Raw genomic sequence first — 14,904 nt, forward strand, 5'->3', positions numbered from 1 at the left:
AAGTCGGCCACGTCCTAGCCCTCGGCCTTGTTCGCCATCAGTTCGTAGAAAGGCAGGCCCTTGATAACCTGACCGGGCACATCGAACGATTTGTAGAGACAGTGATGGTTTGGCAAGACCTTGATCCGTTCGGCGATCTCGCCTGCGGAACTTGCCAGGCCCAGCGCACTGAGTTCTGCGGCCGTGACGTTGGGGACCTTGTGCACGAACCAAGTCAGCAGCGGCTCCCTATAGTCGGTTGCGTTTACCTTGAAGTGCCGGAGGTATTGTGAGGCGAGGATTACGCCGCAGCCGAATTCTCGCCCTTGCAGCAGCAACTTGCGAAGGACATCAAATTCATAGCGCATGATGTTGTCGGCTTCATCAACCAACAAATAAGAGTCAATGGCGCGAAGCTGAGGGCTCGTTCCAACGAACGGTCGCTTCGGTGTGCGAAGCATGTTCTCGTAAAACATGTTCAGCATGACGGCGACCAGCATGTTCTTACTTCTATCGTCCTGGCCCAGGGCATCAAGCGAAACCACCACAGCGCCATCAAGGAAGTCGGCGAATGGCTTTGTCTTTGCCGGATCGGGTTCGAAGATCTCCATGTCGACTAAGTCGTCGATGATCGACATTGGGGAATCTGATTTGCCATCCAACAGGTCGGCATACGCAGAGTGAACATCATAAATGGTCGGCGCCCGCCCCGCACATTTTTCGTAGGCGGTCCTCACGGCGCGTTTCAGCTTATCCCGCTGAACTGGGCCGATTCCGGAATAGATCTTGTCTAGCACGTCGGCAAAGAACCGGAATCGGTCGAGCCAAGGTACCAGCGAGCCTTCAATTCCAGCCGTATCGAAAAGATTGAGCGGAAGACGATAAGGCTTCACCACCCTCGCCCCCACGGGCCTAACGAAGTCGTCGCTGCCATAGTCGCGCTTGTAGTCGAAGATCAGGATGCGCGGTTTTAACCCCCTGTTGCTCGGCGCAGAAGAAGCGATCTGGAAGACCAAAGACTTCAAGAGCTGAGTCTTCCCCGTGCCGAGATCTCCCACCACGCCCATATTGAGCTGATTGAGCCTCGTATCGGATAGCAGAAGCGAGACGTCGCGTCGCTCAAAGCCGTCGACCGTCATCCCGACCGCAAGCTCCACGCCGGTCCCGCCGGCAATAGCTTCCGGTTGGGGAAGTGCCTCCTCGGCCATCGGCTCAGCTGTCGCGCCAGGAGAAGCAACATCATCGGTCACCTCGGTGGGTTCGCGATCGGCAAGGGCGATCAGTTCGGCGGCAAGGTCTAAAGGATCGACGATGGCTATGTCACCAGACTCGTCGGCGTAGTCTGCGCGCGGTGCTCCCATCGACCAGTCGCCAACCTTGGCTCGGACGCTCTCGTAGAATTCCTGTGCATCACCCGCGACAATCCGTCCGGCGTCGCGTGCCCCAATGACTATTGTCTCTTCAAAGCCATCACCATCGCGATCCGTCGCATCGCTGATGGGGCTGTCGTCAACAACGATAAGGCGACAGCGACGGTCGATGGTAACGTCCCCGTTCGCCCCCAGGACAGCGCCAGCGATTCTCTCATGGAATCCAGCCCACTCCGCGGAGGCACCGGCCAGATCCTGATGCGCACTGTAGACCCTCATCCCGAAACCGATGAAGGACAACAGAAGATGCTGGTAAGCGAGACGCCAAGCCGACAGGGCGTCCTCGTCCTGCGCGAGTGCGCAAAGGAGGTCCGCCAGGGACCTCGCCTGTCCCAGAGCATCCTTAACGTCGGCCGCCGGGAACATCGAGCCAAGCCGGCACTTTACCTCGATCGGAGTCAGGTGGATACGGATCTTCGCCGAGCCTAAGGTAACGCCAATGACCAGTAGGTCCGGTCGCGCCAAAGTCGCGTCGGGCCGATCCTTGCTTAACGCTCGCGAGAGGTCATCAAGGTATTCCCGGAACGGATCGACCGGGATCACCAATGAGACCGTTGGTTGGTCGCTACTTCCGCTGATTACGGGCATAAGGCTATTAGCACTTGATCCTAGCCGGAACCGGTCCTGCAGCAGGCGGGCGGCAATGAAAAGACCAAGGTCACCTGTTGCTCCGGTATCGTCGCCCGCGAGCCCACGGATCGTCGGGATTCCACGGCGCGCAACTTCAAGCAGGATGTCTTCCACCCGTGCATCGTCAAGGCCATCACAACCGGGCAGACGAGACAGCACCTTCCTGAGGCCGTCGCGGTCCGAGGTCTTTACCCGAGAGAGCAAGTAATAGCCGTTGGTGTCCCCGGCGCGATGCGAGTACGAGGGGAGGTCGTAGTCCCACAGGTACGATTGCGGGAGCCAGCCTCCGAGAAAGCAGGCCGGGTCCACCGCAGATGATGAAACCGCTACGAAATCGGTCTTCTTCTCCTCGAGCATGTCGCCGATCGAATGGACATTCGGCGCGAAGCGAAGCCCTATCGGCTGCTCACCCGTGTTCTCCAGTGCCCCAATGCAGGCCGCAACCTTGTCCGCCAGCGGATCGCCCGAGGTGCCTGTGGGTCGCCCCTGCCGAGACTCGCTCAGGAAAAAACCTGGAAGCTGACGGCGCACCCTATGACGAAGAAGTCCCCCAGCCCCGAGGGCGGACAGTGACGGCGTTTCCGACGCTTCTGGTTCTGATGAGTCGAGCTGCGCGATAATGCCCAGGTCGAGGCCTACCCCTACGGGGTGTCTCGAGAACCACCTGACATAATTCCGGGTGTCCTCAGAGAGGTTGGCGATTGTGGCCTCGTCCGGCCTCGCCGCCTCCGTTCTAGTGTCGAATATGTCAAGACGCCGGGGACCAGATGCGTGACGTCTGGCCTGCTTTCCTCCCTCCGCGTAGCGCGCACCAGACCAGGCGACGAGGCCTTCGTTGCAGGAATCAGTCGCGCCTCCTGCGCTAGTAACAACAACGCTTACGACTGGCTTGGCGCAGAGCACATTCGAGACGTCGTCCAGCGCGCGCTCAACCTGACTCGCACTAAAGCCTGAGGAGATTCCACCAACCGAAAGGCCAAGCGCCGGTCCGAAAGGCGCGTGCCTGGATCTTTCGGGCAAGGCGCGCAGGCGCGTCCCGTTCCAGAGCACCGACCAATAGTCAGAGTTTGACTCGACGGACAGGAACGGCACATGCTCAACCCCCTCGGGGGAGACAACCGGCAGCCGGAGGACGTCTGGCACCATGCCAGGATCGAGCACGCCAGCTGCTGGGCAGGGGCGACTACTTGCGGCGGATGATTCCAGCACACCCTGAGCCACGGCGTGCCACGCCAAACGCAGGGGATGCAGAGGCGAAAGAAGGATTGCGTTAGGCACGCGAGACAATGTGCGACCGCCCGGCTCTAGCGAAGCTATCGCGACGACATCGGACCACGTCGCCACCTCGGGGCTCGCCTTCAACCACACCGCGTAGGCATCGAGGTATTGCTCAATGAGCCCGGGAAAGGACTCGTGTTGGCGAAGCCATTCCCCCAGTGGGGCGGCTTCAATGAGGCCCGACTGATCGTCTGGCCCTCGGATCAGCGCGGCAATCGCTCGCCGTGCTTCCACGAAGGCGGCCGGTGGATCAAAGTGGCTCGCAGGTGGGCGCGGATCCTGTAGGAACCGCCCAGCAGACAAGATACGTCCGGTGTCTTCCGACCACTTCGGTTGCACCCACTGTTCGCCGTAGTCCTCGGCGAGGACGAGAGGCAGATAGGATAGCGAGACATCTTCATCCTGGAGCATCCACCCCTGCAAGCTGCTCGTCCGTGCACTCCTGTTAAGCTGCACAACAGGCTTCGATCCAAGCAGATCGACCTGCCTCCGGTTCAGCTTGATCAGCCGTTCGAACTCGCTCCTGCAGCCATCCTCGACGACGTCTTCGCACGAAAGAAATACGCGACATGTCTCAGCGATGAGCTTCCCGTTTGGTAAGCTCCGCTCGAACGCAATGTCGACCTGGTACGAACCGTCCGCCTCAATCTCAAGCTGATGCAGGCCGGGACGCATCTCCTTGAGCGCGAGCTCCTCGGAGTCGCCCTCGTCGTTACCATCTCCTCCCGCTGTCCCTGTTGCCCGGTCGGCAAGGATCATGCCGGGCGACATAAATATCAAAAGCTCGTAACGTCCGGGACCTGGAAGCGAGATACTGGTCTCCCAGTTCGCTCCCCTCGTTCGTCTGGCGGGCGCCTTCGGCGCGGCGATTTTTCTGGCGAGCCGGCAGGCCACGAAGATGCCAGGAAGCCAAGTTGCCAGCGATATCGCCTTTACAGATCCCGGCCTGTGGTTCTCGGCGATGGCCTTGTATTGGATAGGTGAACGGTGCGTCGGGGGATTCGCGTCGGTAAATTCGGCTCCCCCTTGGACGTCAATGGCGACTGGGAAACCCCCGGCGTTCTTGCCGGGCGAGCGCTCGACTGTCACAACTAGAGTTTCTTCGCCCTCTGCTCCCGCTCGAATTGCAAACTGCACTTCGCCCTCGACCAGCAAGGGAACTCCCTTTGCCACCGGTAACAATGGATTGAGGCACTCCAGCCGGATGTCACCCGTAATCTCCGGCTCGTCGCTAAGCAGTTCGGCCCATAGCTCGGTCGTTAGGCCCACCCACCAGGCCGGTGGATCGATGAGGACCGGGCCTCCCGAGGGGGCGTAGTATGCTTCCGGGGCACGCTCCAGGGCAGTGGGAACATCGCATGTCGATCGAATGTGCTGGAGGAAGGCTTCCAGCAAGGGCTTTTGGTCTGTCGCTGCGGCGTCGACAGCCGTGGCGAGCCCAGACCTGAAGCCATCGGATAGCGCCGCAGCAATGCCGTCAAGAACAGCATGCTGCTCGCTTGAGGAAAGCTTGTCGCCAGCCATTGGCGGCACGCCGCACGCCAAGCTGATGCCCCGCGTAGCAGTGAGTGAGGAGTCGCCGACAGCGAAGATACGCGACACGAGCCGCCACGCCGCTTGGCGGCTATCCTTGTACGGGTCAACGTCGTCCACTGCGCGCATCGCGCGCTGCACAAGCTCGACAGCGCTATCCCGATGCTCGGCTGAGACCCGTGTGGCCGCGAGGGAAGCAGTAACCACGCGTTGAACGAAGGTGTCGGCCCACCATTCGTCGAATGGCACGTTGGCGCCATTACGCGCTCCAGATACACCGAATTCGTCAGTTGTCGACGACACCGATCGGATCGCGTGTTGCCTCGGTGGTACCAAGGCAAGGTAGCTCGAAGCCGTCGGCGAATTCCGCAAGTCCAGCAAATGGGTTTCGTCGCATCGCCCGGACGCGCCAATCGGTGGATTGGCACTACCCGACTCGTGCTCGGCGACTTGGAGAAGGATCGGCAAGCCCAAACTACCGGTCTCCGCCGCAAGAAGCTCGTAAACTCTGCCGAGGATTTCGAGCGGAGGTCCATGAAAGATTAGCCTCGCCTCACCGCCGTTAGCACCTCCGGCGGAGGTTTCGGCGACACGCGATCGGATCGCTCCAGCTAGCCAGTCGGCAAGTTTGCTCATTGCGCCCCGCCCGCGTGGCCCTGTCGAACGACGGTGAATGGCGGGACCAGGAGCATTCCGCTCTCGGCGTCGGGACTGTCCAGCACAAGACCCAGCATGCGTAACTGATGCCCCAGGTCATTTTGAGCAATGTCGCGGTGGTCCACGGCAATCCCGTAGGCGGCCAAATGCTGCGCGAGACGGTGCACCGATCGGGGGCCAGCAAGGCCCGCTAGCGAACAGTGTACCAAAGCTAGCACAGCCACTGGACCTGGAGCGCACACCCACGGACTCGACTTTGCCGCTCCCCGTTTGCGCAAGATGTAGCCTTGGTCATAACCGCGTAGGATCGGGTTCGCGGCCTGACGCTGGTAGAGGACGTGCCGCGCGAACTCCATGAGATTGGCTCCTACTCCCTTACGGCAGAGAAGCGCCCGAGCCTCTCTGTCGGCAAGGTCGTCAACAAGGCTCATGACTTCCAGCAGTTTCGAACGATGTGCACCGACGTGACGGCAAAAGGCCCCTAGATCGGCCGCAGAGGAAAGTTTCCCCGTATAGGCTGCGCCAGCCTCCTCGAGGCTCCAGAGCACGGCATTCATTCCGAGTCGTGAACGTAGGTACTTCGACGTCCGGTCCTTGAGCTCCGAAACGGCACCGGTGCCATAGCTGAGGTAGCCCAGCACGCGAGGGTAAAACAGCGTCTGAGGATCATCAGGTGACGTCTGGCCGTCAATCGCAAGTCGCACTCTGTCCCAGATCATCTTCTGCACTTCGCAGAGCCACGCTACATGTGCCACGGCCGCGACCCGCACCAGGGCTTCTAAGAGGCTTGTCCACTGCCGGCGCGTCATCAAAGGCTTTGCGCCAACGACAGCATCGAGGTCTTGAACAAACTGCCGCGCTGGAAACGCGTATCCTTCGAGTTCGCCGGGCGGAAGGCACTGCACGTCGTTCTCGTCAGGTAAGATGCATGCCGGGCCCCACCTTATCCCAGTCCATGCGGATATCTCATCCCTGAGAAAACGGGCAAAAACGTCGTCATCGTCGTGCACCATTAATGCGTCGAACAGGCTCGCCCAGCGTGCCTTGGCGGCATCTTCGTTAGTGGATCCAAGCCAGACCATCCTACGGACGAGAGCGCCAGCCGGCCACGGGTTGCCGGCTAGGCGCGCAGACCCGGAGAAAGACGCCGTCTCCCCGACAAGAGGCGTCACTTGCACAAAGCGCTTCGCCGACTGGTTGGGAAGCTTCGGGCTCTCGAGCACATCGTGCAAGAGCGCATGGAGCGAGTCACCTTCCAGCGATGCGCCGTCGGGTTTGGTCCGCTTGTCGCGCCGGATGCCGATGTTGCGATCGAGGTCCCTTCCCTTGATAGGGACCATTCCCTCGCTGAGCCCTTCCAGTCCGATGGTTCGATAAAGGCCCGCAACGAGGACTTCAGAATTGGCGTATTCCGGCGCCGGCGTCACTGAAAGCGCCGCCGCCCTGTACTGCGGGTGGGACTTCGCCCATGGCGATGCCTTGAATTCCGCAAGGCTCATCGACGACCCCCGCGCTTGCCTGCCTCGAACCGGCCCCTGTATCGTTCGACAGCGACTGTTTCCCCCAGGATGATTGTCGGCCGCTCGCGCACATCGCGATCCCGGACCATAGATCCAGCCATCCGGGCCCTCGTCGTGTCCAGAAGGGCAAGTACGCTACGGGGGAGCGACGCCGGGGACAGCCCGTGATCAAGGTCGGTCACGGCCTTGAAGAGGTCGTAGGTCAGGGCAATCGGTTGCGGCGTTGATCCAACTTCTACATCCAGGAAGCAGATCGACTGGCGCGGGCGTCCATTGTGAGCCACGTCGCGTGGGAAAACTCGCCGACGCGATACGACCAGCGTCGCTCGACGACGGGATGGTGGCAGTGGCTGGCCGAACGTCGTTGTCAGCGAGACATTGAAGTTGTGGTCGTCGTTGAGGAGATCCTCGACCTGATTCGCAATCTCCCGCAGGTCATGGCCCTCTCCGTCGGCGTCTGCGACCACGCGCTTGAAGGCGTCCAATGTCGCCGCATCCGGCACGGCCGCATTTCTCGCGCCGACGCTACGGCGCGTTATCCTGCAGGCAAATTCCCTCACGGCGCGCTGGATGCGGTTGGCAGCGGCCGGTCGCTTGAGCCGCAGTCGAGGAACAGCGAGGAGCTCATCCAGCGCCGCAAGGCGCTCAAGCAACATTCGCTCGTTATGCGACAAAGCCCGGCAGCCCACCGCAAAATCCAAGCCTTCGCGAACAGACCGGCTGAAGCGGGCGTCGAACTCTCCCAGTCGAACCGCTCCGCGCCAAAGTATCACTTCGGCGTCCGGCGAAGACATCGCGGGATCCAGTAGCTCCACGAAGGCGTCCAGCGATGCAGCGATAGTCGCCGGGACGTAGCCTGCGATCCGTGACTGTAAGAAGTAGTGCAGCCCCATCGCAGTGTTGTTCTCCTGCAATCCGAGTTCGCGGATGTCCTGGAGCAAGGAGGATGCGAGGCCGCGATCCCAACGATGGAAAAGTGCGTGCTGGTATTGCGCGGACACGAGCCAAAACAACGCTGCCGACGTGTCTCTCTTGGGCCGTCCTTGCAATTGCGCCTGCTTATCGCTTTCCACCAGACTCGAGGCCCATTCACACGGATCGACGGAAGCACCGCGATGTCCAGTTCCGTTGCCGGCCAATAAGTAGGAGGTCAGGGAAAAGAGATCCCGAAAAGCCCAGCGCTTGCTGGTCCCAAGTTCGAACCAACGCAGCATGCGGAGAAAAGACTCACTCTCCCTTCGGCCGGCCAGCACCTTTCGACTGCCACAGAAAGGACAGGCGCTGCCAGCCTGACAAACCCCGCCTTCTAGCCAGCGCGCCGGATCGAGCGCCCGTCCCAGCACTGCCGCCGCGGGCGCATCTTCGCGGCTGTCGGTCGGCTCGACCAGTGACTCGGCGTCCATGGGCCATGCAGCGATTACTGGATATTCTTCTAGCGGCCAGCACGACGGTGCATCGGGTGCGAGGCTCACCGCCCGCACGACCGCCTCAAGCAGGTCCTGCGAACTCCTGAGCCCGAAGTCTATCGAGTGAATCAATGCGTCGTCGAGCACCCCGCGGTTCACACAGCAGATGTACGCCCCAGCAGGTGACCGCAGCGCGGCCTCCAGTTCCTGCACCAGCAACATCGCGGGAGTGTGATTGCCTTGTCCTCCGACTGATGCATCTTGGACCACCTCAATCCGGAGATTTCGCTTGGGCTGGCTCGCAGCGCCGGCATCCACTGCTACAAGCCGCGGAACAGCCTTGCCCTGGGGAGGATGATAGGATTTGGCCAATTCCTCGACGAGCGCCCCGCGGCAATTAAGCGCCTCGTCGAGTTCTCCTATAGTTGCCTCTACGGCCTCGGTCTTCCCGTTGCCCGGTCCGCCGACCAGTAGCACTACGCGGGGCGTCCCGTGGTCCGCCGCCGCGATGCGTCTCGCCCAATCTCGAAGCCGGCTGAGAAGATTTGTCTCGAAAACGGCCTCGCCTGGACGGCCGCTGCTTGGGTCGAACAGCCGTCGCACGCCACCCCCGCGGTGCCCTGCCCAGTCGAGCAAGCCTGCTGGATAGAGCATCCGGCCCTCCTGCTTCACGGACTTATCCAAATTGATCAGCCATGCCGTCTAATGCCAGCCATTCTATGCCGCCACCCTGTCAGAGCTTGCGGCGGCTAGATACTTCAGAAGCACTTCCCCCCACATCTCCGCGATCAGTGGCGGCACTGCGTTAGCCACCTGTGTAAATCTGGGCACCTCACGAGATCGGCGCTCGCCTCCGGTCGTGTATTTCCCCTGGAACGCAAACCAGTCCGGAAACGTCTGCAGCCGCGCGTTCTCGCGGACCGTTAAGGTTCTGGGCTCTGAATAATGCAGCAGGTCGTCAGGCATGCTGGTTATAGTCGGGGCAGCCTTGTCTGGGTCGAGCACACGAGTCGCCATTTTTTTTATCCCGTAGCGGTCCCGCATCTCGCGATTCAGTTGCACGCTAAGCCGGCCCGCTGCCTTGCATTCTGCGATGATGTTCGCGAAGCGCTCGACAATATCGGGGCGGTGCTTGGCGAGCCGGGTATCGGGAACGGCACCCGCAAATTCATCGCGCATCAAACGCTGGTAGGCAGTCCGCGGACGAGCCGTAAGCAGGGCATCGTACCCCTTGGAATCCAGACAAGGACCTATACCCGCATGAGGGCGCTCGAAATCGGAGATCGCCTGCTTACAACTCACCCTTGAGCTAAGTCCTCGCTCAGCGAGGAAGCGAGATCTTGCAGACCGCAGCCGAGCGAATGGGGCATCTCGACTTGACAGCTCTCTCATCTCAGATTTCAGCATGCCGATAAGGAAGAACCGAGGCCGTTGCTGCGGTACCCCATATTCGGAGCAACGAACGGTGTCGTTGTACACATGATAGCGCCGACCGAGCCGCGCAATCAGTTCTGTCGCAAAGTTTCGGGGTGGAATGCGGTCGTCATCACCAGCAAAGTCATACGTAATCCCACGCACATTCTCGATCAGCACCATCTTGGGGCGTACGAGCTCAACGAACTCCAAATAGCGTTCCACCAGACTGTTCCGGGGATCTCCCTGGCGCCGGCGGCCTGCGCTGGAGAAGCCTTGGCAAGGCGGCCCTCCCGCAAGGAGATCGACTTGGCCACGAAGCGCCAAGAGCCTGCGGCCATGCGAGCTCATTAGGGACTCGATCGTCCACGGCTGCTGTTCAAGCCAATTGGGCCAGTCGTAGCGAAGCCGCGCGCCGGGTTCGATTAAGTTGAATTTCAGCGTGTCGAACGCGAACGTATCCTTCTCGATCGCAAACATGCCCCGCCACCCAGACCGAAGCAGGCCCAGGCTGAGGCCGCCGCAACCTGCAAAGGCATCGATAAAAACAGGCTGCCGACGGCTCTTCCGCACGCTCGTCCCCATTTAGCTCCCACGCCGATTCGAGCCCGGTAGAGAGTATCGTCCAAGGCATCCACAGCCAAGCGCCCGCGCAGATGCGCGGGCGCTTGGCTCCGCTCCCACTTAAGCCTCTGTTTCGTCTAAAGTCCAGCAGCTCGCATTGTGTTGCGGACAGTCGGCAACTGTAGATGCAGCGATATGATCAACAGCGTCGCGTAGTTTGAACTTTGTATTTCGAGTCCGACCGGCTTACCCGCTTCACCCGCCCGGGTCCGACAGCACGGCGACGGATCGTGCTCTCCGTATTTCCCACGGCGGACACCGGACCGAACAAGCGGTCTCCCTGAGACGCGAGCTCTCGTCAACAGACCCGGCAATCGCCAAGCGCGCCTTGCTGGGACACTCCTTCCCAAGCCAAAGCGTACCGGCACAAAGCTCGGCAACAAGCCCTTAGTCGACATCTATATCTGGGAACCGGTCGACGGCCCTCGCCTTCGCAGTAATGGTTACGTCCCCGTAATCCTCAGAAGCATTGCGCGGCGCGTGCCCCTGTATGGCGTCCAGCACGCGCATGGCCACCTCTTGCTCGATGCCGATGGTCTTAAAACGATGGCGCCAGCCATGGCTCGGATCAACGTTCGGGTCGTTCACAACTTCACGCACGAAGGCGTTGACCTTATTCCGCACCGTCTTCACCGCCCTACGAACGCCTAGCTCACCGGGCTTGGGGTCAATGAATAGATACCCCCCTGGTGACCTCTCGTAGAACGCCGGGAAACCTTCGTCGATGATTTGCCGATGCAGCACCACATCTCGGGCTTCGTCAGTCTTCACGGGGCCCGCCTCGGGCGTCACGTGCACGACCCAAGCTTCGCCTTCACGGCGAACGTCCTCTTTGCGAAGCTGAAGCATCTCGCCTACCCGCGCTCCCGTGAAGGCACACAACCACGGCACCCACCGTTTCGCCAACGCCAGCTTGGGAGCAGCCCTCCCTGCAGCAGCATTCCGGGCATGCTTGAGAATGGCAGATGCTTCTCGGTCGTAAAATCCCTTTGATCTAAGTTTGCGCGACTTGCCGACCTTGATGGTAAGTCCTTTGGCAGGATTGGAGTGCATGCGGCGGTTCATGACCGCCCAGCCAAACACCGTCTTTAGGCCGGCTAAGTCACTGTCCTTCACGGTCTTCGCACTTGCCCCGCCCTGCAGCCGGTGATCCTTGAAGCGGACGATGTCCTCCGGCGTTACGCGGCCCGCCTCGTCATGCTTCAGGAAGGCGACGAGCTTCATCATCGTCTTCTGATAGCTCTCATAGGTACTCTGCTTGCGACCGGCGGCCTTCGCCTCCTTCCACCAATCCTCGACCAACGCCGATAGCGACCCGTTCGAGGCGCTAGGCTCTAAGGCTGCCCTTCCTCGTCCTGCCGCAGCGTTCCTTTGCGGGAACGGAATTGCCTGAGAATGGGGCGAGTAATCGCCTTCACCTCTCGCCAGCTTAGCCAGCGTCAGGCAGGCGCGCTGTATGGCCGCGCCGATTGCCCAAGCCATGGTTTGTTGATTTTGCCAATCGGCGAAGATTCCGTGGCCGGTAAGATAGCCGTTTGCTGCTTCTAAACAGTCCTGCTCCATAAGGCGGATCTTGAGCAGTTCTTGACTGGAGTCCAATCGGAGCGATCCCGGCTCGACCAAAGGTGCACTTCCCCGGGTTCCAAACAGCCAATCGCCTAATCTGACGTCCCATCTCGTCTGTTGGCTCGGATTATCGCCGTACTGCTCGATCCATCGGTCATGCTCGGCGATTGCCAATTGGTGCGCCTCTCGCTCCGTCAGGGGCTTCGGTCCGGCACGCAGGTTTGCCCAGCGAACCTCGAGCTCGGCAAGCGCCTTCGCGAAGCGCTGTTTGGCCTCGCCCGGATCGCGGGTTTGAAGGCTTACCTTCTCCTCGCGCTTGCCGACGATCTTGCGCAAATCGTCCGGAACGGCTTTCCGGAGCTGGTAGATTCCAGTTTTGGGATGCTTCCACGGACGCGACATAGCTAACGGCATTGTACCACCCTTCTGTACCACTGAGGAGCGGGTAAGCCGTTGAATTTGCTAATTTGCTTTGGATTTCACGCTCTTAGAAGAGCGATGGTGCCCAGGAAAGGACTCGAACCTTCACGGCCGTTAAGCCACTGGCACCTGAAGCCAGCGCGTCTACCAATTCCACCACCTGGGCGTGGGCGCGTTAGTAAGGTTCGGTTACGCGCTTGTCAAATTCAGGAAACGAAAAATCGAATACCCTGTACATGGTGGGGTCGATGGCGTATCGCCAGATGGCTAACCCACGTCAATAACTCCCGAATCCGACAGGAACCACCCCATGGCATCGAACCTGGACACCACAGTCACAGTCTTCGGCGGATCGGGGTTTCTGGGGCGGAACGTGGTCCGCGCGCTCTGCAAGCGCGATTACCGGGTCCGCGTCGCGGTGCGGCGGCCTGAGCTGGCCGGCCATCTCCAGCCGCTCGGCCGGGTCGGGCAGATTCATGCCGTCCAAGCCAACGTGCGCTACCCGGCCTCGGTCGAGGCGGCGATGCGTGATTCGCAGGTCGCCATCAACCTGGTCGGCATCCTGGCCGAAGGCGGCGGCCAGAGCTTTGACGCCGTGCAGGTGAAGGGCGCCGAGACCATCGCCAAGGCGGCGGCCGCGAATGGCGGGCGGATGGTCCATGTCTCGGCGATCGGGGCCGACGAAAATTCCCTGTCCGGTTATTTCCGCGCCAAGGCGGAAGGCGAGAAGGCGGTGCAGGCCGCGCTGCCATCGGCCACCATCATGCGGCCGTCGCTGCTGTTCGGGCCCGAGGATCAGTTCACCAACCGCTTCGCTGCGCTGGCGCGGATCTCGCCGGTGCTGCCGCTGGTCGGCGGCGGCGTCAACACGGTGCAACCGGCCTATGTCGCCGACGTCGCGGACGCGGTGGCCGATGCCGTCGACGGCAAGGCCAAGGCGGGGGCCACCTACGAACTCGGCGGGCCGGAAGTGCTGACCATGCGCGAGGTGATGCAGATCATCCTCCAGATCACCCAGCGCGACCGCATGCTGGCGCCGCTGCCGTTCGGCCTCGCCAAGCTGGAATCCTACATCCTCCAATTCGCGCCCGGCCCGTTCACCCTGACGCCGGACCAGGTCGCGATGCTGCGCGTCGACAATGTAGTGTCCGACGCCGCCAAGGCCGCCGGCCTGACCTTCGCCGGCCTCGGCATCACGCCGGACTCGATGGAAGCGATCGCCCCGCAATATCTCTGGCGCTTCCGCGCGACGGGGCAGTTCCAGAAGAAGAGCGCGTAAGCCGAACTCTCTCCACCTGTCGTCCCGGCCTCGAGCCGGGACCCATAACCACAGCTCCCGAGATGTAGAACGCTGGGGCCGCAGCCCTGCGCCATTGAAAGAACTGTGGTTATGGGTCCCTGCGTTCGCAGGGACGACGGAGGGAGTTGTGATTACCTTCCCAGCGCCAGCGCGATCAGGCCGAGCGTGCCGACGATCACGCGCCACCAGGCAAAGAAGGTGAAGCCGTGGCGGGTGACGTAGTTGAGGAACGTCTTCACCACGACCATCGCGACGATGAACGACACCACGAAGCCGACCGCGATCACGCTGAGATTGTCGGAGGTGAAGTCGGCGCGGTTCTTGTAGAAATCATAGGCGAATGCGCCGACCATGGTCGGGATCGCGAGGAAGAACGAGAACTCCGCCGCCGACCGCTTGTCGGCGCCGAGCAGCATCGCAGCCACGATGCTGGCGCCGGAGCGCGACACGCCGGGGATCATCGCCAGGCACTGCGCGACGCCGATCCAGAAATACATCAGCAGCGGGAACCGGGTCGCGTCGTCCTCGTACACCTTGAGATCGAGCTGATCGACCCAGAGCAGGACGGCGCCGCCGACGATCAGCGTGAAGCAGACCACCCACGGATTGAACAGGAATTCCTTGATGTACTTGCCGGCGATCAGGCCGATCACGACAGCCGGCAGGAACGCCACCAGCACGCCGATCACGAAACGGCGGTCGTCGGGATTGGAGAACATGCCGAGCGCCACGCGCCACAATTTGACGAAGTAGAGCGCGAGGATCGCGAGGATCGCGCCGAGCTGAATCAGGATCGCGAAGCTCTTCCAGAAGTTGCCTTCGCCGAGATTGAAGAAGCGCTCCGCGAGCAGCAGGTGGCCCGTCGAAGAGACCGGCAGGAACTCGGTGACGCCCTCGACGATGCCGAGAATCACCGCCCGCAGCATATCCGTCATCATGTTGTGGCCTGCCCTGTGTGGAAAACGGGATTCTTCTCGCTTATTCGCACATTGGCCGCAATCGCAAAAAATCGTCAAACAATGGGTTACCCGGCCGATTTGCTGGGCTATAGCGTTTTTGTGACCCGCGCCATCTGCGGGGTGGCTACCGGTTTGCGTGCTGACGCGACATAGAGACGAGCGGAACTGGCTTGGCCAAATCGCACGGCC

At 61.2% G+C, this 14,904-nt stretch carries 7 protein-coding genes and 1 tRNA gene; 1 reads left to right on the forward strand and 7 read right to left on the reverse strand.

All coding sequences use genetic code 11. The features are described from left to right. Positions 1-14: 14 nt before the first annotated feature. The 6 genes from CK489_RS08265 to CK489_RS08290 form a co-directional block, all read right to left on the reverse strand. On the reverse strand, positions 15-5,486 hold the full coding sequence (locus tag CK489_RS08265) for an ATP-binding protein (protein ID WP_095731969.1): 5,472 nt from the start codon (positions 5,484-5,486) through the stop codon (positions 15-17). After that, positions 5,483-7,006: a hypothetical protein gene (locus CK489_RS08270; RefSeq protein WP_095731970.1), complete on the reverse strand. Its 1,524-nt coding sequence runs from the start codon at positions 7,004-7,006 to the stop codon at positions 5,483-5,485. The genes CK489_RS08265 and CK489_RS08270 overlap by 4 nt, the downstream gene beginning before the upstream one ends. Continuing rightward, a complete protein-coding gene (locus tag CK489_RS08275; protein WP_095732090.1) occupies positions 7,003-9,087 on the reverse strand; it encodes a DEAD/DEAH box helicase family protein in 2,085 nt (694 codons plus the stop codon). The genes CK489_RS08270 and CK489_RS08275 overlap by 4 nt, the downstream gene beginning before the upstream one ends. Before the next feature lie 63 nt (positions 9,088-9,150). After that, complete coding sequence (locus CK489_RS08280; RefSeq protein WP_095731971.1) at positions 9,151-10,431, reverse strand: DNA cytosine methyltransferase; 1,281 nt, start codon at positions 10,429-10,431, stop codon at positions 9,151-9,153. 426 nt (positions 10,432-10,857) lie between these two features. Next, positions 10,858-12,450, reverse strand: coding sequence for a DUF6538 domain-containing protein (locus CK489_RS08285; RefSeq protein WP_095732091.1), 1,593 nt, complete (start codon positions 12,448-12,450; stop codon positions 10,858-10,860). A gap of 85 nt (positions 12,451-12,535) precedes the next feature. Beyond that, positions 12,536-12,622: transfer RNA gene (locus tag CK489_RS08290), tRNA-Leu, on the reverse strand. A gap of 144 nt (positions 12,623-12,766) precedes the next feature. Here CK489_RS08290 and CK489_RS08295 point away from each other — a divergent pair. Then, positions 12,767-13,735: a complex I NDUFA9 subunit family protein gene (locus CK489_RS08295; protein WP_095731972.1), complete on the forward strand. Its 969-nt coding sequence runs from the start codon at positions 12,767-12,769 to the stop codon at positions 13,733-13,735. A 152-nt stretch (positions 13,736-13,887) separates the two neighbouring features. On the opposite strand, the gene CK489_RS08300 is transcribed toward CK489_RS08295, so the two are convergent. Beyond that, entirely contained in the window at positions 13,888-14,694 is an 807-nt protein-coding gene (locus CK489_RS08300; RefSeq protein ID WP_050628050.1) for an undecaprenyl-diphosphate phosphatase, read from the reverse strand. Positions 14,695-14,904 lie beyond the last annotated feature (210 nt).

The organism is Bradyrhizobium sp. UFLA03-84 (assembly GCF_002289535.1).
GTDB classification, from domain to species: Bacteria; Pseudomonadota; Alphaproteobacteria; order Rhizobiales; family Xanthobacteraceae; genus Bradyrhizobium; species Bradyrhizobium viridifuturi.

Excerpts from the sequence above, each read along its gene's own strand:
- CK489_RS08270 (WP_095731970.1), bottom strand. The coding sequence starts at position 7,006 with ATGAGCCTTGCGGAATTCAAGGCATCGCCATGGGCGAAGTCCCACCCG.
- CK489_RS08265 (WP_095731969.1), bottom strand. The coding sequence starts at position 5,486 with ATGAGCAAACTTGCCGACTGGCTAGCTGGAGCGATCCGATCGCGTGTC.
- CK489_RS08280 (WP_095731971.1), bottom strand. The coding sequence starts at position 10,431 with ATGGGGACGAGCGTGCGGAAGAGCCGTCGGCAGCCTGTTTTTATCGAT.
- CK489_RS08285 (WP_095732091.1), bottom strand. The coding sequence starts at position 12,450 with ATGCCGTTAGCTATGTCGCGTCCGTGGAAGCATCCCAAAACTGGAATC.
- CK489_RS08275 (WP_095732090.1), bottom strand. The coding sequence starts at position 9,087 with ATGCTCTATCCAGCAGGCTTGCTCGACTGGGCAGGGCACCGCGGGGGT.
- CK489_RS08300 (WP_050628050.1), bottom strand. The coding sequence starts at position 14,694 with ATGATGACGGATATGCTGCGGGCGGTGATTCTCGGCATCGTCGAGGGC.
- CK489_RS08295 (WP_095731972.1), top strand. The coding sequence starts at position 12,767 with ATGGCATCGAACCTGGACACCACAGTCACAGTCTTCGGCGGATCGGGG.